This is a genomic window from Spirilliplanes yamanashiensis, from assembly GCF_016863475.1.
Classification (GTDB): domain Bacteria; phylum Actinomycetota; class Actinomycetes; order Mycobacteriales; family Micromonosporaceae; genus Spirilliplanes; species Spirilliplanes yamanashiensis.
The window spans coordinates 42,023-65,321 of record NZ_BOOY01000002.1 but is presented as its reverse complement, the minus strand read 5'-3'; the positions used below and the strand labels follow the sequence as shown (position 1 = coordinate 65,321).

General features: G+C 73.6%; 28 protein-coding genes. 14 read left to right on the top strand and 14 right to left on the bottom strand.

Annotation, left to right across the window (positions count from 1 at the left end; all coding sequences use genetic code 11):
* The first annotated feature begins 137 nt into the window (after positions 1–137).
* Positions 138–1,544 (top strand): glycosyl hydrolase family 18 protein, encoded by a 1,407-nt coding sequence (locus Sya03_RS01700; RefSeq protein ID WP_203936406.1) that lies wholly within the window; start codon positions 138–140, stop codon positions 1,542–1,544.
* Positions 1,545–1,577: 33 nt separating this feature from the next.
* Here the strand turns inward: Sya03_RS01700 and Sya03_RS01695 are convergent, their stop codons facing one another.
* Together Sya03_RS01695 and Sya03_RS01690 are read right to left on the bottom strand one after the other, a co-directional pair.
* The gene (locus Sya03_RS01695) at positions 1,578–2,159 is read right to left on the bottom strand and encodes an LOG family protein (protein ID WP_203936325.1); all 582 of its coding nucleotides are present in this window, start codon (positions 2,157–2,159) and stop codon (positions 1,578–1,580) included.
* Positions 2,160–2,984: an LOG family protein gene (locus tag Sya03_RS01690; protein WP_203936324.1), complete on the bottom strand. Its 825-nt coding sequence runs from the start codon at positions 2,982–2,984 to the stop codon at positions 2,160–2,162.
* Positions 2,985–3,173: 189 nt separating this feature from the next.
* Here Sya03_RS01690 and Sya03_RS01685 point away from each other — a divergent pair, with 189 nt between their 5' ends.
* On the top strand, positions 3,174–3,323 hold the full coding sequence (locus Sya03_RS01685) for a hypothetical protein (protein ID WP_203936323.1): 150 nt from the start codon (positions 3,174–3,176) through the stop codon (positions 3,321–3,323).
* Positions 3,324–3,594: 271 nt separating this feature from the next.
* Here the strand turns inward: Sya03_RS01685 and Sya03_RS01680 are convergent, their stop codons facing one another.
* The gene (locus tag Sya03_RS01680; RefSeq protein WP_203936322.1) at positions 3,595–3,732 is read right to left on the bottom strand and encodes a hypothetical protein; all 138 of its coding nucleotides are present in this window, start codon (positions 3,730–3,732) and stop codon (positions 3,595–3,597) included.
* A gap of 54 nt (positions 3,733–3,786) precedes the next feature.
* Positions 3,787–4,872, bottom strand: a complete 1,086-nt coding sequence (gene dapE, locus Sya03_RS01675) for a succinyl-diaminopimelate desuccinylase (RefSeq protein WP_203936321.1) — start codon at positions 4,870–4,872, stop codon at positions 3,787–3,789.
* Between the two features lie 108 nt (positions 4,873–4,980).
* Between dapE and dapD the strand changes: the two genes are divergently transcribed.
* Positions 4,981–5,916: a 2,3,4,5-tetrahydropyridine-2,6-dicarboxylate N-succinyltransferase gene (gene dapD, locus Sya03_RS01670; RefSeq protein ID WP_203936405.1), complete on the top strand. Its 936-nt coding sequence runs from the start codon at positions 4,981–4,983 to the stop codon at positions 5,914–5,916.
* Between the two features lie 7 nt (positions 5,917–5,923).
* On the opposite strand, the gene Sya03_RS01665 is transcribed toward dapD, so the two are convergent.
* Entirely contained in the window at positions 5,924–6,562 is a 639-nt protein-coding gene (locus tag Sya03_RS01665) for a G5 domain-containing protein (RefSeq protein WP_203936320.1), read from the bottom strand.
* Between the two features lie 49 nt (positions 6,563–6,611).
* Positions 6,612–7,478: a LysR family transcriptional regulator ArgP gene (locus tag Sya03_RS01660; RefSeq protein ID WP_203936319.1), complete on the bottom strand. Its 867-nt coding sequence runs from the start codon at positions 7,476–7,478 to the stop codon at positions 6,612–6,614.
* A 68-nt stretch (positions 7,479–7,546) separates the two neighbouring features.
* On the opposite strand from Sya03_RS01660, the gene Sya03_RS01655 reads away from it, so the two are divergent.
* The 8 genes from Sya03_RS01655 (at position 7,547) to Sya03_RS01620 (ending at position 13,346) form a co-directional block, all read left to right on the top strand.
* The gene (locus tag Sya03_RS01655) at positions 7,547–8,140 is read left to right on the top strand and encodes a LysE/ArgO family amino acid transporter (RefSeq protein ID WP_203936318.1); all 594 of its coding nucleotides are present in this window, start codon (positions 7,547–7,549) and stop codon (positions 8,138–8,140) included.
* A gap of 633 nt (positions 8,141–8,773) precedes the next feature.
* Positions 8,774–9,256 carry a hypothetical protein gene (locus tag Sya03_RS01650; protein WP_203936317.1) on the top strand — a complete coding sequence of 161 codons (483 nt, stop codon included), beginning with the start codon at positions 8,774–8,776 and terminating at the stop codon, positions 9,254–9,256.
* Between the two features lie 80 nt (positions 9,257–9,336).
* Positions 9,337–9,813: a hypothetical protein gene (locus tag Sya03_RS01645; RefSeq protein WP_203936316.1), complete on the top strand. Its 477-nt coding sequence runs from the start codon at positions 9,337–9,339 to the stop codon at positions 9,811–9,813.
* Positions 9,810–10,427, top strand: coding sequence for a hypothetical protein (locus Sya03_RS01640; RefSeq protein WP_203936315.1), 618 nt, complete (start codon positions 9,810–9,812; stop codon positions 10,425–10,427). Before Sya03_RS01645 ends, Sya03_RS01640 begins: the two co-directional genes overlap by 4 nt.
* A 551-nt stretch (positions 10,428–10,978) precedes the next feature.
* Complete coding sequence (locus Sya03_RS01635; protein ID WP_203936314.1) at positions 10,979–11,473, top strand: hypothetical protein; 495 nt, start codon at positions 10,979–10,981, stop codon at positions 11,471–11,473.
* 84 nt (positions 11,474–11,557) lie between these two features.
* A complete protein-coding gene (locus Sya03_RS01630; protein ID WP_203936313.1) occupies positions 11,558–12,049 on the top strand; it encodes a hypothetical protein in 492 nt (163 codons plus the stop codon).
* Between the two features lie 20 nt (positions 12,050–12,069).
* A complete protein-coding gene (locus Sya03_RS01625) occupies positions 12,070–12,537 on the top strand; it encodes a hypothetical protein (protein ID WP_203936312.1) in 468 nt (155 codons plus the stop codon).
* The gene (locus Sya03_RS01620; RefSeq protein ID WP_203936311.1) at positions 12,537–13,346 is read left to right on the top strand and encodes a hypothetical protein; all 810 of its coding nucleotides are present in this window, start codon (positions 12,537–12,539) and stop codon (positions 13,344–13,346) included. Before Sya03_RS01625 ends, Sya03_RS01620 begins: the two co-directional genes overlap by 1 nt.
* Here the strand turns inward: Sya03_RS01620 and Sya03_RS01615 are convergent.
* The 4 genes from Sya03_RS01615 to fdxA form a co-directional block, all read right to left on the bottom strand.
* On the bottom strand, positions 13,327–13,818 hold the full coding sequence (locus tag Sya03_RS01615; RefSeq protein WP_203936310.1) for a 2'-5' RNA ligase family protein: 492 nt from the start codon (positions 13,816–13,818) through the stop codon (positions 13,327–13,329). The two genes, Sya03_RS01620 and Sya03_RS01615, sit on opposite strands and share 20 nt — an antisense overlap.
* A 144-nt stretch (positions 13,819–13,962) precedes the next feature.
* Positions 13,963–14,604 (bottom strand): SIMPL domain-containing protein, encoded by a 642-nt coding sequence (locus Sya03_RS01610; protein WP_203936309.1) that lies wholly within the window; start codon positions 14,602–14,604, stop codon positions 13,963–13,965.
* Positions 14,605–14,617: 13 nt separating this feature from the next.
* Positions 14,618–15,712 carry a succinyldiaminopimelate transaminase gene (dapC, locus tag Sya03_RS01605; RefSeq protein ID WP_239107064.1) on the bottom strand — a complete coding sequence of 365 codons (1,095 nt, stop codon included), beginning with the start codon at positions 15,710–15,712 and terminating at the stop codon, positions 14,618–14,620.
* On the bottom strand, positions 15,709–16,035 hold the full coding sequence (gene fdxA / locus Sya03_RS30735) for a ferredoxin (RefSeq protein WP_239107051.1): 327 nt from the start codon (positions 16,033–16,035) through the stop codon (positions 15,709–15,711). The genes dapC and fdxA overlap by 4 nt, the downstream gene beginning before the upstream one ends.
* Before the next feature lie 83 nt (positions 16,036–16,118).
* Here fdxA and Sya03_RS01600 point away from each other — a divergent pair, with 83 nt between their 5' ends.
* From Sya03_RS01600 to Sya03_RS01590, 3 genes are all read left to right on the top strand, one after another.
* Positions 16,119–17,075, top strand: coding sequence for a GNAT family N-acetyltransferase (locus Sya03_RS01600; protein WP_203936307.1), 957 nt, complete (start codon positions 16,119–16,121; stop codon positions 17,073–17,075).
* 63 nt (positions 17,076–17,138) lie between these two features.
* Positions 17,139–18,584, top strand: a complete 1,446-nt coding sequence (locus Sya03_RS01595; RefSeq protein ID WP_203936306.1) for an FG-GAP-like repeat-containing protein — start codon at positions 17,139–17,141, stop codon at positions 18,582–18,584.
* 178 nt (positions 18,585–18,762) lie between these two features.
* Positions 18,763–19,266: a hypothetical protein gene (locus Sya03_RS01590; RefSeq protein WP_203936305.1), complete on the top strand. Its 504-nt coding sequence runs from the start codon at positions 18,763–18,765 to the stop codon at positions 19,264–19,266.
* A gap of 7 nt (positions 19,267–19,273) precedes the next feature.
* On the opposite strand, the gene Sya03_RS01585 is transcribed toward Sya03_RS01590, so the two are convergent.
* The 4 genes from Sya03_RS01585 to mshB form a co-directional block, all read right to left on the bottom strand.
* Complete coding sequence (locus Sya03_RS01585; RefSeq protein WP_203936304.1) at positions 19,274–19,738, bottom strand: hypothetical protein; 465 nt, start codon at positions 19,736–19,738, stop codon at positions 19,274–19,276.
* 10 nt (positions 19,739–19,748) lie between these two features.
* Entirely contained in the window at positions 19,749–21,767 is a 2,019-nt protein-coding gene (locus Sya03_RS01580) for a VanW family protein (RefSeq protein ID WP_239107050.1), read from the bottom strand.
* Positions 21,768–21,869: 102 nt separating this feature from the next.
* Positions 21,870–22,355, bottom strand: coding sequence for a hypothetical protein (locus Sya03_RS01575; RefSeq protein ID WP_203936303.1), 486 nt, complete (start codon positions 22,353–22,355; stop codon positions 21,870–21,872).
* The gene (mshB, locus tag Sya03_RS01570; protein ID WP_203936302.1) at positions 22,352–23,242 is read right to left on the bottom strand and encodes an N-acetyl-1-D-myo-inositol-2-amino-2-deoxy-alpha-D-glucopyranoside deacetylase; all 891 of its coding nucleotides are present in this window, start codon (positions 23,240–23,242) and stop codon (positions 22,352–22,354) included. The genes Sya03_RS01575 and mshB overlap by 4 nt, the downstream gene beginning before the upstream one ends.
* Positions 23,243–23,299 lie beyond the last annotated feature (57 nt).

Here is a 23,299-nt window from a genome sequence, read left to right as displayed (position 1 = left end):
TGATCGGCGTTTAGGACTATTCACAGATGGCGCTCGTGCGCTTCCGTTCAACAGTTAACATTCTTTACGGTGCGGTCAACGGAAGGAGTGACCACGTGATCACAAGACGACTTCTGGCGACGTTCAGCGCACTGGTGATGGCCGGGACGCTGACCATCCTGGTCCCGGCGACCAGCGCCCAGGCGGCGGCGTGCACCGCACCGGCCTGGAGCGCGACCGCCGTCTACACCAACGGCATGCAGGTCACCTACAACGGCCGGCAGTACACCGCGAAGTGGTGGACGCAGAACGAGATCCCCAGCAACAGCGGCCAGTGGGGCGTCTGGCGCGACGACGGCGCCTGCTCGTCGACCCCGACCACCCCGCCGACCACTCCCCCGACGACCCCGCCCACGACCGGCCCGACGACCCCGCCGCCCGGTCCCGCCGGCAAGAAGATCGTCGGCTACTTCGCCGAGTGGGGCGTCTACGGCCGCCAGTACTTCGTCAAGAACATCGACACGTCCGGCTCCGCGAGCAAGCTGACCCACATCCTGTACGCGTTCGGCAACACCACCGGCGGCCGCTGCGCCATCGGTGACGCCTACGCCGACTACGACATGGCGTACACGGCGGCGAACAGCGTCGACGGCGTCGCCGACACCTGGGACGCCGGGGCGCTGCGCGGCTCGTTCAACCAGCTGCGCAAGCTGAAGAGGAAGCACCCGCACCTCAAGGTGATCTACTCCATCGGCGGCTGGACCTGGTCGGGCGGCTTCACGCAGGCCGCGCAGAACCCGGCGGCGTTCGCCGAGTCCTGCTACCAGATGGTCGAGGACCCGCGCTGGGCCGACGTCTTCGACGGCATCGACGTCGACTGGGAGTACCCGAACGCCTGCGGCCTGACCTGCGACTCCAGCGGCCCGAACTCGTTCAACGCGGTCGTCTCCGCGCTGCGCACCCGGTTCGGCTCCGGCAACCTGGTGACCGCGGCGATCACGGCCGACGGGTCGAACGGCGGCAAGATCGACGCCGCCGACTACGCCACCGGCATCCAGAAACTCGACTTCGTCATGCCGATGACGTACGACTACTACGGCGCGTTCAACCCCCAGGGCCCGACGGCCCCGCACTCGCCGCTGACCTCGTACCCCGGCATCCCCACGCAGGGCTTCTGGTCCGACGCGGCGGTGCAGAAGCTCAAGAGCAAGGGTGTCCCGGCGAGCAAGATCCTGCTCGGCATCGGCTTCTACGGCCGCGGCTGGACCGGCGTCACCCAGGCCGCCCCGGGCGGCTCGGCGAGCGGCCCCGCGCCCGGCACGTACGAGCAGGGCATCGAGGACTACAAGGTGCTGAAGAACCGCTGCCCGGCGACGGGCACGGCCGGCGGCACGGCGTACGCCTTCTGCGGCGGGCAGTGGTGGGGCTACGACACCCCGGCCACGATCGGCGGCAAGATGACCTACGCCCGCAACCAGGGCCTCGGCGGCGCCTTCTTCTGGGAGCTGTCCGGCGACACCAGCAACGGTGAGCTGATCGGGGCGATGCGCTCCGGCCTCGGCTGACACCGCTGACGCACCGGCCGCCGCCGCGAGGGCTCACTCCTTCGCGGCGGCGGTCTCGTCCGGTCCGGGGCGCTGCGCCGGGGCCTCGATGGCGTCGAACGCGGCGCCGACCGACGTCGCGAGCGTCACCAGGTCGAGCGCGGCCGGGCGGACGAACCGCGCGTCGGTCGCCGCCCGCAGCCAGGCCAGCAGGCCCGCGTAGAAGCCGTCCGGGTCGAGCAGGACGATCGGCTTGCGGTGCACGCCCAGCGTGGCGGTGGTCCACACCTCGAACAGCTCGTCGAGGGTGCCCAGGCCGCCGGGCAGCGTGATGATCGCGTCGGACTTGGCGAGCATCAGGTCCTTGCGCTCGTTCATCGACTCGGTGATCAGCAGCTCGTCGCTGGCCGTGTCGGCCACCTCGAGGTCCACCAGCGACTGCGGGATGACGCCCAGCGTGGGCGCCCCGCCGGACCGGGCGCCCTCGGCCACCGCGCCCATCATGCCGACGCGTCCGCCGCCGGAGACCAGGGTGTGCCCCCGCCGGGCCAGCTCACGGCCGGTCTCGGCGGCGAGCTCCAGGTACTCCGGGTCGAGGGCGGTGGACGAACCGCAGAACACCAGGACCGCCGCCACTCAACTCTCCCCGGTTTCCTTCGCCAGCCGCTGCACGACCGATTGTTGCAGCCCGTCGCGCTCGGCGGCGAGCGCCGCGTCGGCCTCCACGATGTGCCGGACCGCCTCGGCCACGTCGTCCGTGACGAGGATCAGCTCCAGGTCGGCCGGGCCGATCTTGCCGTCGGCCTCCATCGTGTCCCGCAGCCAGTCCAGCAGCCCCTGCCAGTACGACCGGCCCATCAGGACCACCGGGAACCGGGTGACTTTGCGGGTCTGCACCAGCGTCAGCGCCTCGAACAGCTCGTCCATCGTGCCGAACCCGCCGGGCAGCACCACGAACGCCTGCGCGTACTTGACGAACATGGTCTTGCGGGCGAAGAAGTACCGGAAGTCGATGCCGATGTCGACCCAGTCGTTGATGCCCTGCTCGAACGGCAGCTCGATGCCCAGGCCGACGCTGGTCCCGCCGGCCTCGGTGGCGCCGCGGTTGGCGGCCTCCATGACGCCGGGCCCGCCGCCGGTGATCACGGCGTAGCCGGCGTCGGCCAGCGCGGCGCCCAGGTCGGCGGCCAGCGCGCACTCGGGACTGTCCGGTTTGCTGCGGGCGGAGCCGAACACGCTCACCGCCGGGGGCAGGTCCGCCAGCGTGTCGAAGCCCTCGACGAACTCCGACAGGATCCGCAACGCCCGCCAGGCGTCCTTCGTTTTCCAGTCGTCGCGCCGCCGGGAGTCGAGCAGCCGCTCGTCCGCCGTACTCGGGGGGATCGATTCCCGCCGCAGGGTGACCGCTCCACGGTGGCGTTCGGGCGCCGTGCCGCGGCGTTGTTCGCGTCCTTCGGTCATGCGATCAACGGTAGTCGGACAGAGGGGCACGGGAACGGACATTGGGCCAGATACCGAAAGACGATTGCGGCGTCGTCACTCTTTTGCCAGGGTGGAGCAACCGTACGTAGCGCTGGAGCGTCTTATACGTACCTGCACGGCAGCACGGCGTCCCGTCGTCGGCGGGCAGCTCGGAGAGGAGCCACCGTGATGACCCGTATGGAACGGCTGAAGGTCAAGCGACGTCTGCAGCGGAAGATCCGCGCGACGGTCGAGGAGCGCCGGCTGGCGCTCGCCCTCGCCCCGGCACTGTCCATCCCCGAGCCCGAACCCGAACCGGGGCCTGACTCCCTCTCCTGATCACCGCGCACCGCCACGCGCGCCGGCCGTCCGCGACGGCCGGCGCACGCGTCTCCTACTGGCCCCGCACCCGGCTGCCGGCCGCCGCGTTGTCGGCCAGGGCCTGCTCGCGCCGCTCCGTCCGCACGCACGTGCGGTCGCCGGCGAAGGCGCCCCGCGGCGCGCCACACGAAGCCCTGCTTGCAGGCGTTGGGCCCCCACAGGGTGACCCCGGTCGTGTTCGACATCACCCGGACGGACGCCGTCTCGCCGACGTGGCCGACCTTGATGGTCACGCCGTCTCGGCCGTCGTGAACGGCACCGGGTGCCGGCCGGAGACCGAGCCCTGGCCGAGCCACAGGCGGCCGCCCGACTGGCTGTCGACGTAGTCCTGCATCCCGCCGTCGCCCCGGCCGGCGCTGGTCAGCATGATCGGGTGGATCGGCCGGCCGGTCCGGCTGCGCGAACGGTCGCGCCGGAGGTGTCAGTCCTGGGTGCCCTCGGGGGCCAGCCAGCGGTGCAGGGTCGCCGCGCCGTCGCGGATCCGGCCGATCTCCACGTGCTCGTCGGGCGCGTGCGCCAGCAGCGGGTCGCCGGGGCCGTAGTTCATCGCCGGGATGCCCAGGGACGCGAACCGGGCCACGTCGGTCCAGCCCAGCTTCGCCGCCGGCTCGGCGCCGACCGCCGCGAGGAACTCCCGCGCCGGCGCCGCCGTCAGGCCCGGCAGGGCGCCCGGGGCGGAGTCGGTCAGCTCCACCTCGTAACCCTCGAACACCTCGAGGACGTGCTCCAGCGCGCCCTTCTCGTCGCGGTCCGGCGCGAACCGGAAGTTGACCTCCAGCTCGCAGGCGTCCGGGATGACGTTGCCCGCGACGCCGCCCGCGATGCGGACCGCGTTCAGCCCCTCGCGGTACGTGCAGCCGTCGATGGTGACCGTGCGCGGCGCGTACGCCTGGAGCCGGTTCAGCGCCTCGCCCGCGGCGTGGATGGCGTTCACCCCGCGCCACGACCGGGCCGAGTGCGCCCGCCGGCCGGTGGTGCGCACCAGCACCCGCAGGGTGCCCTGGCAGCCGGCCTCGACCACCCCGTACGTGGGCTCGAGCAGCACCGCGAAGTCGGCGGCGAGCCACTCGGGGTGCGCGTCGCCGACCAGCTTGAGCCCGTTGTACTTGCCCTCGATCTCCTCCGCCTCGTAGAAGAAGTAGGTGAGGTCGAACCGGGGGTCGGGCAGGGTGGCGGCCAGGTGCAGGGCGAGCGCCACGCCGGACTTCATGTCGGACGTGCCGCACCCGTAGATCAGGTCGTCGACGACGGTCGACGGGAAGTTGTCGTTCAGCGGCACGGTGTCGAGGTGCCCGGCGAGCACGACCCGCTGCGCGCGGCCCAGCTCGGTGCGGGCCATGAGCGTGTGGCCGAACCGCTCGACGGACAGGTGCGGCAGCTGCCGCAGCACCTCCTCGACGCAGTCGGCGATGCGCTTCTCGTTCCGCGACACGGACTCGATGTCGACCAGCGCGCGGGTCAACTCGACCGGGTCGACCAGCACATCCGGGGTCAGCGGGTTCGCCATAGGGCGCACCCTACCGGCCCCGGGTGAAGCCGCACGGGCCAGTTGTGGACGGCGGTGACCGGGCGCACTGACCGGGCCGGCGGGCTTTAGTACTGTCACGGCGTGGAGATCTCGACGTCGCCCGCGTGGGGCATCGGCCTGGCCACCGTCACCGCCGAGGGACAGGTGCTCGACGCCTGGTACCCGGCCGGTTCGCTGGGGCTCGGGGGCGTGCCCGCGGACGCGCCCGCCGTGCCGGAGGGCGCGCTCGGCCCGCGCACGCTGCCCGGCCTGGCGACGGTCGTGGTGCGCACCGAGATCGGCTCGCTGGCCGACCCGATCAAGGACGTCGCGGACGCGTACCTGCGCCTGCACCTGCTGTCCCACCGCCTGGTGCGGCCGAACGAGCAGAACCTCGACGGCATCTTCGGCGTCCTGCCGAACAACGCCTGGACCTCCGCGGGCCCGTGCCCGCCGGACCGGGTCGACGAGCTGCGGTTCGCGGAGCGGGCCGCCGGCCGCCACCTGGCCGTCTACGGGGTCGACAAGTTCCCGCGGATGACCGACTACGTGACGCCGGCCGGCGTGCGCATCGCCGACGCCGACCGGGTGCGCCTCGGCGCCCACCTCGCCGCCGGCACCACCGTCATGCACGAGGGGTTCGTCAACTTCAACGCCGGCACGCTCGGCACGTCGATGGTCGAGGGCCGCATCGTCGCGGGCGTCGTGGTCGGCGACGGCTCCGACATCGGCGGCGGCTCGTCGATCATGGGGACGCTGTCCGGCGGCGGCAAGGAGAAGATCAGCATCGGCGAGCGCAGCCTGCTCGGCGCGAACGCCGGCGTGGGCATCTCGCTCGGCGACGACTGCGTCATCGAGGCGGGCACCTACATCACGGCCGCCTCGAAGCTGACCCTGCCGGACGGCCGGGTCGTCAAGGCGCGCGAGCTGTCGGGCGTCAACAACCTGCTGTTCTGGCGCAACTCGGTCACCGGCGCCCTGGAGGCGCGGCCGCGCACGGGCACGGGCATCGAGCTGAACTCGGCGCTGCACGCCAACGACTGACGGCCCGCTAGTCCTCGCCGGCGCCGCAGTCGTCGGCGCAGTCGGGCCGCCCGCGCCCGGAGCCGACGGCGACGATCTCGCTGACCGGCTCGCGCACCACCTCGGACGCGATCACCTTCCGGCGCGCCCCGTCCTCGCCGACCCGGTAGGTGACCCGGCGCACGCCGGGCACGCCGGACCGCACGATCCGCTCGGTGCCCTGGGGCAGCGACGGGTCGCGGAAGGTGTCGCGCCGGAACGGGATCGCCTCCGTCACGGTCCGGACGGCCGCGCTGCCCTTCTCCGGCAGCCGGCTGGCCGGGGCGCTCGGCGCGGCGGGCGTGGCCGCCCGGTTCTTCGGCCGGCCGGTGGGCCGGGCCGCCGTCGCGGTGGGCTCGGGCCGCCGGCCGAGACCGGCGCTCGGCGGCGAGGCCTGCGGCGCGGCGACGGGCGGCGCGAACCCGGCCGTCCCCCGCGCCACGGCCGCCGCCGCGTGGCGCTGCGTGGGCTGGTCCGGCAGCGCGGCGACGACGGCGACGGCCCCGCCGCCCAGCGGCACGAGCAGCGCGGTCGCCACGAGGCCCATGCGCAGCCAGAACGGCAGGCGCTGCCACGGCGACTTGCGCAGCACGAAGAGCGTCAGCGACGTTTTGTCCTGATTTGACACTCGGGCATTGTGCGGGCAGCCGGCCGCCCGGCGACTCCGACACGCGGGCTCAGCGCAGCACCCCGGCGGCCGCCGCCCGCACCGCCGCCGTCAGCCGCGCCAGCACCGCCGACTCCAGGCGCCAGTACTGCCAGTACAGCGGCACGTCCAGGTGCCGGCCCGGCGCCAGGTCGACCAGGCGGCCCGCCGCCACGTCGGGCGCGGCGATCCAGTCCGGCACGAGCCCCCACCCGAGCCCCAGCCGCACCGCGTCGATGAACCCGGCCGACGCCGGCACGAAGTGCGTCGGCGGGTCCACGTCGCGCCGGGTCACCGCCCGGGCGAACCGGTGCTGCAGCAGGTCCTTGCGGTTGAACCGCAGCATCGGCGCCGCCCCGAACGCCGCCCCCGCGGCCCGCCCCGCGAAGTGCGCCGCGTGCAGCTCCGGCGTCGCCGCCGCCACGTACCGCAGCACCCCGAGCGGCTCCACCCGGCACCCCTGCACGGCGGCCTGCTCCGCGGTCACCGCCGCCATCACCGTGCCGTCGCGCAGCAGGTCGGCCGTGTGCCCCTCGTCGTCGGTGTGCAGCTCGAACGTCACCTCCGGCAGCCGCACCAGCGCCGGCAGGAACCAGGTGGCGAGGCTGTCGGCGTTCACCACGACCGCCACCCGGGTGAACGACCCGCGCGCCTGCTCCAGCGCCTCGCGCTCCAGCAGCGCCACCTGCCCGGTGAGCCGGATCAGCGGCCGCCCGGCGTCGGTGGGCACGCACGGCTTCGCCCGGCGCACCAGCACCTGCCCGACGACCTGCTCCAGCGCCTTGACCCGCTGACTCACCGCCGACGGCGTGACGTGCAGCGCCCGCGCGGCCGCCTCGAAGCTGCCGTGCTCCACCACGGCCTGGAACGTGGCCAGCTGCACCGGGTCGAGCGACATAAGCTCATCTAACCGTACTGAAGAATCTTTAGCTGGAGTGCGGCCGCGCGCAACCCTACGGTCGAACCATGGGATCAGCGCTCACCGGCTTCGGCTTCGCCATCGCCCTCATCGTCGCCATCGGCGCGCAGAACGCGTTCGTGCTGCGCCAGGGCCTGCGCCGCGAACACGTCCTGCCGGTCGTCGCCATCTGCGTCGCCGCCGACGCCGCCCTCATGACCGCCGGCATCGCCGGCCTCGGCGCCGTCGTCGCCGCAGCCCCCGCCGCCCTCACGGCGGCCCGCTGGGGCGGCGCCGCCTTCCTCCTCGGGTACGCGCTCCTCGCGGCCCGCCGCGCCCTGCGCCCGTCCACCCTCACCCCGCTCGACCGGCCGCCCGCGCCGCTGCGCGCCACCGTGCTGGCCTGCCTGGCGTTCACCTTCCTCAACCCGCACGTGTACCTCGACACCGTCGTGCTGCTCGGCGCCGTCGCCCAGCAGGACCCGAACCGGTGGGTGTTCGGGGCGGGCGCGGCCACGGCGAGTCTGGTGTGGTTCACGGCGCTCGGAGTGGGGGCGAGCCGACTGGCGCCGGTGTTGTCGCGGCCGTCGGCGTGGCGGGTGGTGGACGGGGTCATCGCGGTGGCGATGGGGGCGCTGGGCGTCACGCTGATCGCCGGCTGATTGCTCACCGAATAGGCGGTCACGTCGGCATAGCAGAACTTTGCCCTGGTGCAATGTTTCGCCGCGCCGCGCATTTCCGATCGCTTTTCGTCGCCGACAGGCGCCGACGCCCTCACTAATCGGCGCCGCGCGCCCTTTCGTGGTCGGCCCGGCATCCGAAAGGGCTGCGGCCACGCTGAAAGGCTGAATCCCTCCGGGTGATGAAGCCGTCCGTTCTCATGACAAAAGTCTGAAATCAGGTCACAGCCGGGTCACGAAGTCACCGCCTGCGCGGGCCGGCGGCCCCTTGGCCGGCCTCCGTCGCCATCGCCGGGTTGATTAAAAGCCGCGCGGGTGTTAGCCGACGAGTCCACGCTGTCGCCCGACGCATTTCCGTACCGCATTCATCGACCAGCCGGGCCGATAACGGCCGGCCCGTACGCCCAACGGGTTAATACGGTCGGCGTCCGCCGGTCGCTTGTCGGCATCGGGAATGGCGGCCGGTTTCCTGATCAGTTTCCGGCAGCCGATGAGGCAGTTTGTTGCTCGGCGCCGGACCGCCTCCACCGGCTCGGCGCCACTCTCATTGGAAACCCCCGGAATGCGTCCCGGCGTTCCGGGGGTCATGAAATGTTCCGCAGGAGGAACCAGCACATGCGCAAGATGACCAAGCGCTCCACCGCCATCGTCGCCACCTCCGTCCTCGCGGTCGGCGGCCTCGCCGGGGCGGCTTGGGCGACCGGCTGGGGCGTCACCGGCGTCGGCTCCGCGAGCGCCACCACCGCGGAGATCAAGCCCATGCGCGCCGACATCACCGTCGCGGGCAACCTCTACCCGGGCAAGTCCGCCAACGCGGTGGCCCTGGTGGACAACCCGAACGAGTTCCCGGTGACCCTCACCGGCATGACGCCGACGAACATCTCGGTCCGCAAGGGCAACACGGACAACGACGCCTGCAAGGCCACGCTGAACGCGTCGTCGATCGTGGTGACCCTGCCGAACACCGCTCCGACCATCGCGAAGGACACCGAAAACCAGAGCATCACGGTGCCGTTCTCCGTTGCGCAGAACCTCAGCTCGACGTGCGCCAACTCGACCTTCACGCTGTCGTTCAACTTCACCGGCGAGAGCGCCTAAGTCGGATCGAGATGGGCGGGGCGCGGCTTCGCGTCCCGCCCATCCGTCGTTGTGCCGCAACCGACAGAAGGAGGAGAGCCGTGAAGCGATGGCACAGCCTCGTCGCCGCGGCCGCCGTCGTCGGCGTCGCCGTCGCCGGGGCGTCCGGCGGTCCCCAGGAACCCGACGACGACACGATCATGGTCACCACCGCGCGCGGGACCACGACCGGCTACGGCCCGTTCGCCTTCACGGTGGCCGGCAGCTCGATCAAGGGCCTCTACCCGGGCGTCGTCAAGGACATGACGGTGACGCTCACCAACCCGTACGACTTCGACATCGCGGTGCAGAGCATGCATGGCGCGGTCGTCGCCTCGTCGAACCCGCGCTGCAAGCCGGGCCCGGCCACGCTGACGACGCGGCCGTTCACCGGGAAGCTCCCGCTGATCGTCAAGGCCGGCGCGCGCCAGCGGGTCGGCGCCGTCCCCGTGGCCATGCCGAAAGGGGCGTCCGCGAAGTGCCAGAAGACGACGTTCACGATCCAGCTGACCGGCACCGCGAAGAAGGCCGCGCGATGAAGCCGTTCCACCGCGCCGGAATCCTCGCGGCGGGAGCGGTCGTCGCCGTCGTCAGCAGCGCCGTCGCCTGGGCGGGCTGGCAGACGCCCACCGACCCGGTGACGATGCGGTTCAAGACCGCCGACCTCCCCGTCGGCGCGCAGCCCGAGGCGACGGTCTCGCCCAACGGCCGGCACGTGACGATCAGGTGGGCGGCGAAGAACATCGTCCCCGGCGTCCGGGTGCAGTACTACTCCGTGACGCGGCACGGGGCGGGTGTGCCGCCGGCCCACGTCTGCACCGTCAACGCCACCTCCTGCCGGGATGCCAACGTGCCCGCCGGGACGTGGACCTACACCGTCCACACCCGCTTCGAGACGTGGGAGGGCGTCGACGGGCCGGCCAGCCTGCCGGTGACGATCGCGGCGTCGGCGGCCCGGACGCTCGACACCACGCAGGCCCCGGTGGTGCCCGCTCCCGCGGCCCCGGCGGCCGAGCCGGCGGAGGAGGACACGCCACCGGCCACGCCCACGATCGTGCCGGACCCGGTCGCGTCGCCGTCGCCGACGGCGGCGGATCCGGTCACGACCACCGCCGAGACGCCGCTCCCGGAGATCCCGTCGGACGCCGGATGAGCTTCTCCGTACCGCACGATTGCAGCATGGCAAGGATGGCCGCGCCGCCGTTGCGGGCAATTCCGTCCGCTGACCGGCGACCCGGAAGAACTGTTCCGACGCCGTTCCGGCGGAGGTCCGGAAATGTGAATGCGACGCGAATGCGACGCCCATTCGCGTGCCGGGCCGAGCAGCGGCCGCGAGTCGACGTCCGTCGAATCACCCGTTTGCTCCCCGGCGTGGATCTTTCCTCCCGACGGCGGTGCTGGCCAGCGCCGTCGCGGGGCGTCCGACGGGCGGCATTGCAGGCGGACGGCGGCCGGACGCCCGGTCGTGACGTCACTCCTGCGGGTTCGCCCGGAAGGATTTCCGGACCCGCACAAAGCTTCGAATAGGACAAACGGTCGCCCTATCGCCGGAAGCCCGGCCATACGGAATCTTTTGTGGCGGCGCCGGACCGCCTCCACCGGGACGGCGCCACACCAATTCATCGAGGGCCGCGCCGCCGAAACGTCACACCAGACGCTCGACGTTCACAGCGCGATCAAAGCTTCCGCAGGAGGAAGACCCCCATGGGCAAGTTCACCAAGCGTTCCGTCGCCACCGTTGCCGCCGCCGTCGTGGTGATCGGCGGAGCGGGTGCCGCCTACGCCGCCTGGAACGTCAACAGCACGGCGGACGTCACGGTCACCGCCGGCCAGGCCGCGCAGGTCACCGTCACGGCCAGCCCCGTGAGCGGACTGGTCCCGGGCGCCTCCGCGCCGGTGACGGTCAAGATCTCCAACACCAACCAGTTCAACGTGGAGATCACCGACATCACCGGCCCGGTCATCACCGTGAAGGACGGCGGCGACTGCGACAGCTCGGAGTCGGGCATCGTGGTCACCCAGAAGCTGCCGAAGCCGATCGTCCTGGGCAAGGGCATGGCGGAGAAGACCATCCCGATCTCGGACGTCGTCAAGATGACCAACGCCTCCGCCAATGAGTGCCAGGGCAAGGAGTTCAACCTCCGGTTCACCCTGGTCGGCGCCAGCACCGACAAGGCCCCCACGCCGGGCCTGTCCTAACAGGTTGCGAACGGGGCGGGCCGGCTCACCGGCCCGCCCCGTTCGGGCATCTCCTCGACCAGCCGATCCAGCGAAGGGCCACCCGTGCGCGACATCCACCGCCGCACCATTCTCATCGGCGGTATCGTCGCGATCCTCGCCGTCGCCCTGAATGCGGGCGTGGTGTGGGCGTTCTGGCGTCTGGACGGCACCACCTCGACCACGGTGAAGGCCGGCCGCGCCGTCGAGCTGGCCGTCACGGGCACGACCGCGGCCGACGCCCCGCTCTTCCCCGGTGGCACCACGGCGCTGAGCGTGACGATCGAGAACCCGAACGCGTTCCCCATCGTCATCGACACCGTCGCGCCCGGTCCCGAGCGTTCCGTCGCCGACGAGGCGCACCGTAAGGCCGGCTGCCGGGTCACCGGTGTGGCCGTCGCCAGGCGGGTCAACGCCGTCTCGTGGCGGGTCGAGGGTGATTCGACGGCGACGTTCACCCTGCCGCGCGGCGTGACGATGACGAACCGGTCCGACTCGGCGTGTCAGGGTGCGACCTTCACCATCCCGCTCCAGGTCTCGGGTGCGAGTGCCCCGTGACCGTCGTTCCAGGAGGAAACATGCGTGCGTGGCGCATCGCGTCCGCCGCCGCAACCGCTGTGCTGGGCGTGACCGGGATCGGTCTCGTGTGGGCGTTCGGCGGGGACGAGCAGACGATGGAACTGACCGCGACCCGGGGCACCGCCACCGGGTACGGCTTCCAGATCGACGCTACCTCGGTCACCGGGATGTACCCGGGCGCCGTCAAGAAGCTCAAGGTCGGGTTCCGCAACCCGTACGACTTCCCGCTGCAGGTCACCGGGATGACCGGCCAGGTCGTGTCCACGTCGAAGAAGGCCTGCCGGCCGTCGGCGGCGAACCTGGTCATCCAGTCGTACAGCGGGACGATGCCGCTGACCGTGCCGGCCGACGGGCGGGCCGGCGGCGGGCACCTGCCGCTGTTCATGCCGAACTCGGTGGCCAACGACTGCCAGGGCGTGACGTTCACGATCCGGCTGCGTGGCGAGGCGACGAAGGTGAAGCGCTGATGAGCCGCAGATGGCGTCCCGTGCTGATCGGGTCCGCGACGGCAGGGCTGCTGGCCGTGGGCGGGTCGATCGCCGCGTTCGCGAGCTGGTCGACCGCGCCGGCCGCGTCGAGCCTGACGATCACGGCGGGCAGGGTGCCGGAGATGGCGGCGCCGCGCGTCGCGCTGATCGGGCGGCCGGTCGTGCGGTGGGACCGGGTGCGGATGTCGGCGGACCGGCCGGTGCAGCGGTACGTGGTCACCCGGCACGCCGACGGCGGCTCCGAGCGGGTGTGCGACGTGCCGGCGCTGCTGGCCACCTGCGTGGACCTGTTCGCGCCGGTCGGCAAGCCGGTGGCGTACTCGGTGCACGCCACGTTCGAGGAGTGGGCCGGCGCGGACAGCGGCCGCAGCGGCGCCGTGACCGTGCCGAAGTGGCTCGCCCCGCCGTCCGCGGCCGTGGTGGCCCGGGTGACGGCCGACGCCACCGTGACCCCGCAGGTGCTCGCGGGCCCCGGCCCGGCCACCTCCCCCGCGGCGACGGACCCGGCGGACCCGGCGGGCGCGGACCCCGGCGCCGGTCCCGGCGCCGGTCCCGGCGAGGAGGTCACCGACCCGGGCGGCGACCCGGGCACCGGCACCCCGCCCGGGACGGCCGATCCCGGTGCGGCGACGCCGGCCGCCGCCGAGCCCGGCACCGCCGAACCGCAGACCGGCACGCCGCCGGCGCAGCCGGCCGAGCCGGAGGTCACCAAGCCGGAGACCCCCGCGACCGAGGCGGGGACGCCCGGCGGCAACGGCAAGCAGGACGTCAAGCGCCCAGCTCGGTGACGGTGCGCGTACCCGTGTCGTAGCTGCGGGCCGCGATCAGCAGGCCCTCGACGGTCCCCAGGCCGTCGAGGGCCTGTTCCACGTCGCGGCGCTGGTCGGGGCGGACCCGGCGGGCGAGGCTGATGTGCGGGGTCCAGGCGGCCGGGTCGTGCAGCGGGTTGCCGACCCCGCCCAGGGCGCGCCACACCGCGGCCTGCACGGCGCGCAGCGTCGTGGAGCCGAGCCGCCAGGCGGCCACGCCGGACTTGCCGTCGAAGAAGACCAGGTCGTCGGCGAAGACCGGCACGGGCAGCGCGCGGACGACGAAGCCCAGGTCCGGCAGGGTGTCGGCGGCGCCGAGGGTGACGTGCGGGCGGTTGGTGGGGCCGCGGTGGGTGGCGAGGCTGGGCAGGCCGGCGGCCGCGAGCCGGCGCCACGCCTCGCGGACGGTGGCGTCCAGGTGGGGGTCGCAGAGGAGTTCGACGGTGCGCATCACCGGTCACCGTAAAGCGGAAACGGGCTCCTCACAGGGAGGAACCCGTTGGCGCTAGCAGCGGAGCCCGCCGGTAACAGAGCGTGGGCAGGCGGTACTCCGTTGTCGATGATAGCGGCCCTTCTCCTGCCAGCGGAAGGGGATTTATCCGAGCTCCGGCTCCGTGATGGTCAGGCGCAGCTGCACGGCCGCGTGCACCGCCTGGACCTGCGGGTCCAGGTCGAAGGACGGGAGCCCGGCCGACTCGGCGGCACCGGCCATCGCCCGGAACATCGGGCGGTCGAAGCCGCCGCCGCCCTCGTCGCTGATCTCGACGAGGCGGTCGACGCGGGCGCCGACGGCGGCGGCGTACTCGCGGGCGCGGGTGAGGGCGTCGGCGAGGGCGGCGCGGCGGGCCTCGGCGGCGGCCGGGTTGCCCGGGCGCAGCTCCCACCACGGGCCGTCGACGGCGGACTGCTCCAGGTCGGCCAGGCGGACCATCAGCTCGCCGAGCACGGTGAAGTCGGTGACGGTCACGGTGGTGGTGACGCTGCCGGTGTACGCGGCGATTCGCTCGCCGGTGCGCTTCAGCTCCGGGCTGAGGTGGAAGGCGCCCGTCTCGCGGCGGTCGACGGCGTCGGGGTACTCGTCGACGAGGGCGCGGACGGCGGCGGAGCGCTCGGCGAGCCGGGTGAGCACGCCCTGGCGGTCCTTGCCGCGGGCGCTGACGGACACCGCGAAGCGGGCCAGCTCGGGCGGCACCTCGAGCTGGGCCTCGCCGCGGACCCGGACGACAGCTGGTTCCATGGTGCCCACCCTGTCAGGCGAGGCGCTTGACCGCAGCGGCGACCCGCTCGTCGGTGGCGGTCAGCGCGACGCGCACGTGCCGGGCGCCGGCCGGGCCGTAGAACGAACCGGGGGCGGCCAGGATGCCGCGCTCGGCGAGCCAGCCGACCGTGTCCCAGCAGTCCTCGCCGCGGGTGGCCCACAGGTACAGGCCGGCCTCGGAGTGCTCGATGGTGAAGCCGGCGTCGAGCAATGCCGCGCGCAGGGCGGTGCGGCGCGCCTCGTAGCGGGCGCGCTGGTCCTCGACGTGGGTCTCGTCGCCGAGCGCCGCGACCATGGCCGCCTGCACCGGCGCGGGCATGATCATGCCGGCGTGCTTGCGGACGGCGAGCAGCGCGGCGATCAGCACCGGGTCTCCGCCGACCAGGCCGGCCCGATAACCGGCCAGGTTCGAGCGCTTCGACAGGGAGTGCACCGCGAGCACGCCCGTCGGGTCGCCGCCGGTGACGGCCGGGTCGAGCACCGAGACGGGCCGCTCCTCCCAGCCGAGCGAGAGGTAGCACTCGTCGCTGGCGACGACGACGCCCCGCTCGCGCGCCCAGTCGACCACCTTGCGCAGGTGGGTGGCGGGCAGCACGCGGCCGGTCGGGTTCGACGGCGAGTTGATCCAGATCAGCTTGACGCGCGGGTCCGGGCCGACCGCCGTCAGCGAGTCGGCCCGCACCACGGTGGCGCCCGCCAGCCGCACCCCGACCTCGTAGGTGGGGTAGCAGACCGACGGGATGACCACCGTGTCGCCGGGGCCGACGCCGAGCAGCGTCGGCAGCCACGCCACCAGCTCCTTGGAGCCGATCGTGGGCAGCACGCCGAGACCGTCGGCGGACGCCCCGCACGCCGCGACGAACCAGTCCGTCATGGCGGCGCGCAGGGCGGGCGTGCCGGCGGTCAGCGGGTAGCCCGGCGAGTCGGCCGCGCCGGCCAGCGCGGCCCGCACGGACTCGGGCACCGGGTCGACGGGCGTGCCGATGGACAGGTCGACGAGGCCGTCCGGGTGGGCGGCCGCGGCGGCCTTGGCCGGCTCCAGCTGGTCCCAGGGGAAGTCCGGCAGCGCCGCGGCGAGACCGCTCAGTGCGCGTCCCCGCGCGGCGGCTGCGCCGTCACGAACGGCGTGTCCTTGTCGATCTTGCCGACCTTCGAGGCGCCGCCCGGCGAGCCAAGGTCCTCGAAGAACTCGTAGTTCGCCGAGGTGTAGTCCTTCCACTGCTCCGGGACGTCGTCCTCGTAGAAGATCGCCTCGACCGGGCACACCGGCTCACACGCCCCGCAGTCCACACACTCATCGGGGTGGATGTAGAGCATCCGGTTGCCCTCGTAGATGCAGTCGACGGGGCACTCCTCGATGCATGCCTTGTCGAGTACATCGACGCACGGCTCGGCGATGATGTAGGTCACGGATCTTCCTCTCGGGGCGTTTCGCTGCCGCGAACCCTCCGCGGCGGTTAGAGCCTAGTATCTCGCCGGGGAGGAGGTGGCGCGTGCTCCGACGGCAGGATGTGGGACACCGGGTGGTCGTCCGGCGAATTGTAGGCAGGCAGGAAGATCGCCCGCTCTTCTCCGACGCCCTCGGAGAACTCGTCGAGCTCACCGAGACGGAACTCACCATCGCCACCGCCGCCGGGCCGCTGCGCGTACCCCTGCGGGACGTGCACCGCGCGAAGCGGGTGCCGGCGGCCCGCCGGCCGCGCGCCGCGGACGTCGCCGCCCTCGAACTGGCCGCGAACGACGCCTGGCCGGCGCCGGTCACGGCCCGCCTCGGCGGGTGGTGGCTGCGCTGCGCGGACGGCTGGACGGGCCGGGCCAACTCGGCGCTCGCCGTGGGCGACCCGGACCGGCCGCTCGAGGCCGCGGTCGACGCGGTCACCGCCTGGTACGCCGAGCGCGGCCGCCCGCCGATGATCAACGCCCCGATGCCGCTGGCGGCCCCGGTGAACGCCCTGCTCGACGAGCGCGGCTGGGCCACGCTGCCGCTCGTGCTGGTGCAGACGGCCGCGGTGCCGGCACTGGCCGCGGGCCCGGCCGCGGGGCTGCCGCCCGCCGAGCTGCTCACCCGCCCCGGCGACGAGTGGCTGGCGATGGTCGCCGAGCACAAGGGCACCCTGCCGCCCGCAGCCGTGCGGGTGCTGACCGGCGCCCCGGTCGCCCGGTACGCGCAGGTGCGCGACGACGCCGGCCTGCTCGCCGTCGGGCGCGGCACGATCACCGGCGACGGCTGGCTCGGGCTGTCGGTGGTGCAGACGGCCGCCCGCGCCCGCCGCCGCGGCCTGGGCACCCACGTGTGCCGCGAGCTGGCGCGCTGGGCGCGCGCCGAGGGCGCCACCCGGGCGTTCCTCCAGGTCGAGGAGGCGAACGCGGCGGCGGTCGGCCTGTACGCCCGGCTGGGGTTCGGCACCCACCACACGTACCTGACCCGGGTGGGCCCGGCGGCCGCCTGACACGGGGCAGCGCGTCCAGTTCGGACGGTCGTATCCTGCGCTCCTACGACACGGGGAGCTTCGATGAATCTTGCGCGCATCCTGGCGCTGGGCCTGGCCGCCGGCACCGCCGGCGCCACCGGGCTGGTGGCCGTGGGCGGCCCGGCCGCCGCGGCGCCGGTCACCTGGACCCGGGGCAGCGACTTCGACGGCGACGGGTACGACGACCTGGCGATCGGCGCGCCCGGCGGCGCCGTCGACGGGGTGGCGGGCGCCGGCTACGTGACGATCGTGCCCGGCTCGAAGCGGGGCGCCGACCCGGCGCGGGCCACCGTCCTCAGCCAGGCGGGCGACGCGGTGCCGGGCGAGCCGGGCGAGTACCGCTCGTTCGGCCACACCCTGGCCACCGGCGACCTCAACGCCGACGGCTTCGCCGACCTGGTGGTCGGCACCCCGCGCGACACCGACACCCCCGACGTGCTGGTCACGCCGGGCTCGCTGACCGTCTTCTTCGGCAGCGCCGACGGGCTCGGGCGCGCGCAGCGCATCCTGGGCCGCGGCTCGCTGGGCACCGCGGCGACGGCGGCCGACCTGGACGGCGACGGCCGCCCGGAGATCGTCGCCGCCGAGCCGCCGAGCAACTTCGGCCGCCTGGTGCGCTTCACCGTGGCGGCGGGCGCGTTCGCCGCCGAGCGCACCGCCGACGAGGCCCTGTACGGGTCGTCCGCGCTGGCGTCCGGTGACGTCAACGGCGACGGCCGCGAGGACGTCGTGGCGCTGTTCACCCAGGTCGGCGGCTCGAAGTCGATCGCCGTGCACCTCGGCACCGCCGCCGGGCTGAGCCCGTCGCCCGCGCACGTCGACGTCTACAACGGCGGCGCCGACCTCGCCGTCGGCGACCTCACGGCCGATGGCCGGGCCGACATCGTCGTGGGCCGCCCGGTCGACCGCTGGACCGAGTCGGAGGGCCTGGTCAACGTCTTCCACGGCACCGCCGACGGGGTGCTGCCCGAGGAGCCCGACCTCGTGCTCGACCAGGACTCCGCGGGCGTGCCGGACACCAAGGAGCCGTACGACTGGTTCGGCTCGTCGGTGTCGGTGGGCGACCTCACCGGCGACGGGCACCCGGAGCTGATCGTGGGCGCCCAGCGCGAGGGCCTCGGCGCCGACAACGCCGTCACGGCGGCCGGATCGGTGTCGATCCTGCTCGGCTCCGCCACCGGCCTGTCCGGCCGGTCGCAGTGGCTGGCCCGCGGCGAGCGCAACCTGCCCGGCACGCCCGCGGCGAACGACCAGTTCGGCTGGCTGACCACCGTGCGCGACGTGAACGGCGACGGCCGCGGCGACCTGGCCGTCGCCGCCACCGGCGGCAACGCGTCCACGGCGTACCCGTACTACGGCGACGGCTTCGTCACCGTCCTGCCGGGCCGGGCGTGGGGGGTGGCGGCGAAGAAGGCCGTCACGCTGACCCCCGGTGCGCTGGGCGGGTCGGCGGCCGGGGCGCGGTTCGGCTGGTCGCTCGGGCGCTGAGCGCGCCGCCCGCCCGGGCCCGGCCCGGGCGGGCACCCGCTCACTTGCTGCACGACAAATGTTCGGAGCGCAACCATCGCACACGGGCGTTTCGGACATTTGGTGTTCCGGGCGACGGCTCGTGTTGTCCGCCTGTTCAGCGGACGAGAATCCGGGGGACGCCCTTTACCGTAAAGGTATGAATCCCCCCGAAACCGCCGTCCTGCAGGCGCTGTCCGTGCTGGCCTTCGCCCTGTGCACCGCCTACGCCGCCGGCCGCCTGCACCAGTGGTACAAGCAGGCCTACGAGCGCGACGAGGCCTGGCGCGGGGGCTACGACTCCGCGACCCGCTCACTGTTCCAGCTCGCCACCCGCGCCCGCCGCGACCTCGCCGCCGCCGCGGAGAACCCGGCCACGCTCGCCCCGGCCGCCCCGGCCGCCCTCGCCCCGGCGCCCGTCTCGCCGGCGCTGCCCATGACGAGCCGCGCCGCGACCCTGTCGCCCCGGCCCTCGGCCGCCATCCGCGGCACCGCCGCCGTCGGCGCACCCCGCCACGCGCTGCCCGCCGCCACGATCAGCGGCGCGCCCGCCGCCGTCCCCGCGACCGTGCCGTCGGTCGCGCCCGCCGCCCGCATCTCCGCCGAGCAGCTGCCCGTGCTGCCGATAACCCTGCCGGGCCTGGCGCCGCGCGCCGCCGAGTGAACCGCGGTCAGCGCCGGACGATCCGGCGCGGCCGCGTCATCCGGGCCTCCGCGTACCGCTTCAGGCCCTGCGAGCGGTAGTCCAGCCCCAGCGCCGTCACCAGCAGGTAGCCGATCAGCATCCCCGCGCCGGCGAACCCCGCGTACAGCCAGATCTGGTTGAAGAAGTCGCCCGCGCCGCTGCCGAACGGCGTGCCGCCGCTGACGAACGGGCCGACGAACAGGGTCAGCACCAGCGCGACGCCCGCGGCGACGGACAGGTCGCCGAGCCAGCGGGCGACCGGCTCGCGGCGGGCGCGCACGAACGCCAGCACGCCGAGCACGGTGGCGATCACCGCGAACATCACCAGGGACGCGCGGTTCTCCGCCACCGCCCCACCGTCGAACGCCAGCCGGACCACCAGCCGCGACGCGACGTTGACCGCGAACAACACCAGGGCCAGGATTCCGACCGGCAGCCAGCGTGCTCTCATCGTGCCCTCTCTAGTCCTCGTCCTCCGTGCCACCACAGATGAACCGTGGTTCCGGATCGTACTTCCACGTGAACTTCTCTCGCGGCAGCTCCTGGCCGTCCTTGCGGATGACCCGCCACGCGTCCTGGGTGAAGCCCGGCAGGCCGCTCGTCGCGATGCACTTCGGACCGTCCTCGCGGTGCACCGTCGGCGGCGACGTGTGGTTGCGGCGCGGCCCGTACACCGTCTTGACGCTGTCGTAGACCTTCGTGCTCCACATCGCGACGGTGATCGAGTTCGAGGTGTACGAGGTGTCGATGAGCACCCCGTACTCCGTGGTGTTCTTGAACTTCAGGTCCAGCGTCGGGTAGAAGATCGTCGACTCGATGACCGACGGGTAGCGGCTGAAGTAGAACGAGTGCGGCTTGTGCTCGACGTCCTGCAGGCCCGCGTAGTAGGCCGCGTTGAACAGCGTCGTGGTGAACTGCGACGCGCCGCCGCCGACGCCCGGCTCCAGCTTGCCGCCGACGATCACCGGGGCGTCCTTGTAGCCCTGCGCGTAGCTGCGCTCGCCGGTGTGGCCGTTGAGTGAGAACGTCTCGCCGGGCTTGACGATCGCGCCGTCGACCTCGCGGGCGATGGTCTTGATGTTGGAGCTGCGCGACGCCTGGCCCGGGTCGAACTTCGTCGTGAACGTCGACACCTTCTCCTTGATGCCCAGCTGGACCATGTCGGCGTCGGTAGTCGCCGCCTCGGTGGTCTCCAGGGCGGCGGTCAGCTCGCGCGGCGCCGCGTTCGGCAGCACCGCCAGCAGGTCGAGCTTCGCCAGGTCGATCTGCTTGCCGGGGGTGCTGGCGACGATCCGCGGCTTGCCGCCGCTGAGCGCGATGTTCGCCGACTCCGGCTCCACCTCGACCTTCGCCAGCTCCTTCGCGGCGGCCGCGCGCAGCTTCTTCGCGTCGATCGCCGGGGTCAGCTTGCCCGCGTCGTCGGCCCGGAACACCAGGCCCTTCGCGATGGCGGCCGGCGTCAGCGTGGCCACGCCGCCCTCGGTGCGGATCGCGACGGGCGCGGCGACGGCCGGCGCGGCCACGTCCGCGACGAGCTGGTCGACCTGCTCGCGCGTCGTGGCGGGCGGCCGCTCGACCAGCGGCACCTCGACCGGCCCGCCGCCCAGCCACCCGGCGCGCACCAGCTGCGCGGCCTGCGCCGGGTCGATGTCGCGGCCCGGCTCCGGGTACCTCGGCTTCGGCGTCGTGCCGGCGAACGTGATGCCCGGCTTCTTCATCGTGACCTGGTCGGGGTCGAGGTTCTTGCGCAGCGCCGCCTCGAGCTTGCCCTGGTCGACGGTCACCACGGGCTCGACCGTGCGGGTGCCCCACAGCCGGGGGCCGCCGCCGGCCGCCGCGTCGACCGTGGCGGCCGTGTCGAGCGCCAGGCCGATGTCGGCCGCCTTCAGCTCCACCTGCTTGCCCGCGAGCGTGACGCGGGCGGGGGCGGTCAGCCGGTCGCCCAGCGCGCGGGTCAGGGTGGCCTCCGCCTCGCTCCGGGTCTGCGCGCCCAGGTCGATGCCCAGCACCTCGGTGCCGCGCGGGACGTCACCCGCCGTCGCCCACGCCAGCACGCCGCCACCGGCGGCGAGCAGCACGCCGGCCACGACCGCGGCGAGGATCGCGGTCCGCCTGCGGGTGAGGCGGGGCGGCCCCCCGGCCGGGGGTACGGGCACAGCGGCGGCCCCGGCGGCGGAGCCGGACGCGAACCCGGCGGCAGATCCGGTTGCGGATCCGGCGGGGTTTCCGGCGGGCACGGCAGCGGCGCTCGCGGCGGGCGGCGGGACCTGCGCCCGGCCACCCTGCGGACCCTGCGGCGGGGGGACCGGCTTGCCCTGCGCGACCGGCCCGCCCTGCGGGCGTGGCGGCGCGCTCTGCGCGCCCGGACCGGCCTGCGGGGCGGCGCCCTGCCGTGGCGGGGGCCCGACCGGGGCGGGGCCGACCGCGCGGAACTGCACGGTCGCGGCCTCGTCGGCCTGGTTCGGGTTCACGGGCGTCACGGCACTCACCTCTGTGCGAATTCGGAGGCGTCAGACTACCGGCCGCCGGGTGCGGCGCACATGCCGCGCCACCTGTGACAACGCTGTCGGGACGGTAACGGTTCAGCCGCGGGGCACGGTGCCCAGAATCGAGCGGTACGCGTAGGCGGCGAACGCGATGCTGCCCGCCAGGATCAGCACCATCCCGACCCAGTTGTCGGGGGCGAGCAGCTGGTCGCCCTCGTCGGTGCGCACGCCGGCCGCCACGAACATCAGCAGCGTCCACGCCCCCCACGGCAGCGCGAACGCGAACCGGGCGCCGACGGCGCGCTGCGCCCACCAGGCCAGGAACACGTTCGCCGGGATCGCGACCAGCGCGGCCACCCCGATCAGCACGCCGGCCACGCGCAGGGGCGCCAGGTACAGCTCGAGCAGGCCGCTGAGCAGCGCCATCGCCACCCCCAGGACGCCGCCGAGCACCCGCAGGGCCCGGTCGGCCGCGCGGGCGACCGTTGAAGGGCCGGCCGGCGGGGCGGCCGTGGACGGGTCCGGGCCGTCGGGGACGTCCGCGGGCGGCGCGGCGGGGACGGCGTGCGGCTCGGCGGTCACGGGACCGGGGCGGGCGCGGTGATGCCGGCGAACAGGTCGGACTCCCAGCCGTGCGGGCCCGAGCCGGGGCCCTTGGCGCCGTGCGCCAGCCGGTAGTACTCGACGCCCATGAACTCGCCGCCGAAGTTGCCGGCGATGGAGTACAGCCACGAGTCGTCCGGCACCTGGCTGGCGTGGGCGCGCAGCGCGGCGATCTTGCGGTCGTGCTGCTCCGTCGCGTCGATCTTGGCGGCGATGTCCTCGTCCGGCGTGCCGAACGGCAGGTCGTCGACCTTCTCCAGGTCGGCGAACGGGTTGTCGGCCGAGCCGGCGAACGCCTCCATGCCGGCCTCCATGACGCTGCGCGGCATGGCCGTCCAGTAGATCTTGTCGGGGCCGAAGCCCTCGGCGGCGGCCAGCCCGGCGGCGCGCATCGCCACCCGGTGCGCCTGGATGTGGTCGGGGTGGCCGTAGAAGCCGTTGTCGTCGTACGTGATGAGCACCTGCGGGCGTACCTCCCGCATGATCTCCACCAGGTGCCCGGCGGCCTCGTCGAGGTCGGCCTGCCAGAACGCCCGGGGGTGGTTGTTGGTTTCCAGGCCCATCATCCCGGAGTCGCGGTACCGGCCCGCGCCGCCCAGCCAGCGCTGGTCGGTGACGCCGAGGGCGGCGCACGAGCGCGCCAGCTCCGTCAGGCGGTACCCGCCGAGCTGGTCGGCCTGGCGGGCCTCCAGCTGCGCCAGCTCGGGCAGGTGGATCTCGCCCTCCTCGCCGAGCGTGCAGGTGACCAGCGTGACGTGGGCGCCGGCGGCCGCGTAGTGGGCCATCGTCGCGCCGGTGCCGATGACCTCGTCGTCGGGGTGGGCGTGCACGAGCAGCAGCCGCTGTGGTGTGTCCGCGATCGTCACCCGCGCCACTTTACGCGCGGGCGCGTTTTCCTTCGTCCGCCCCGACCGGCCCGCCCC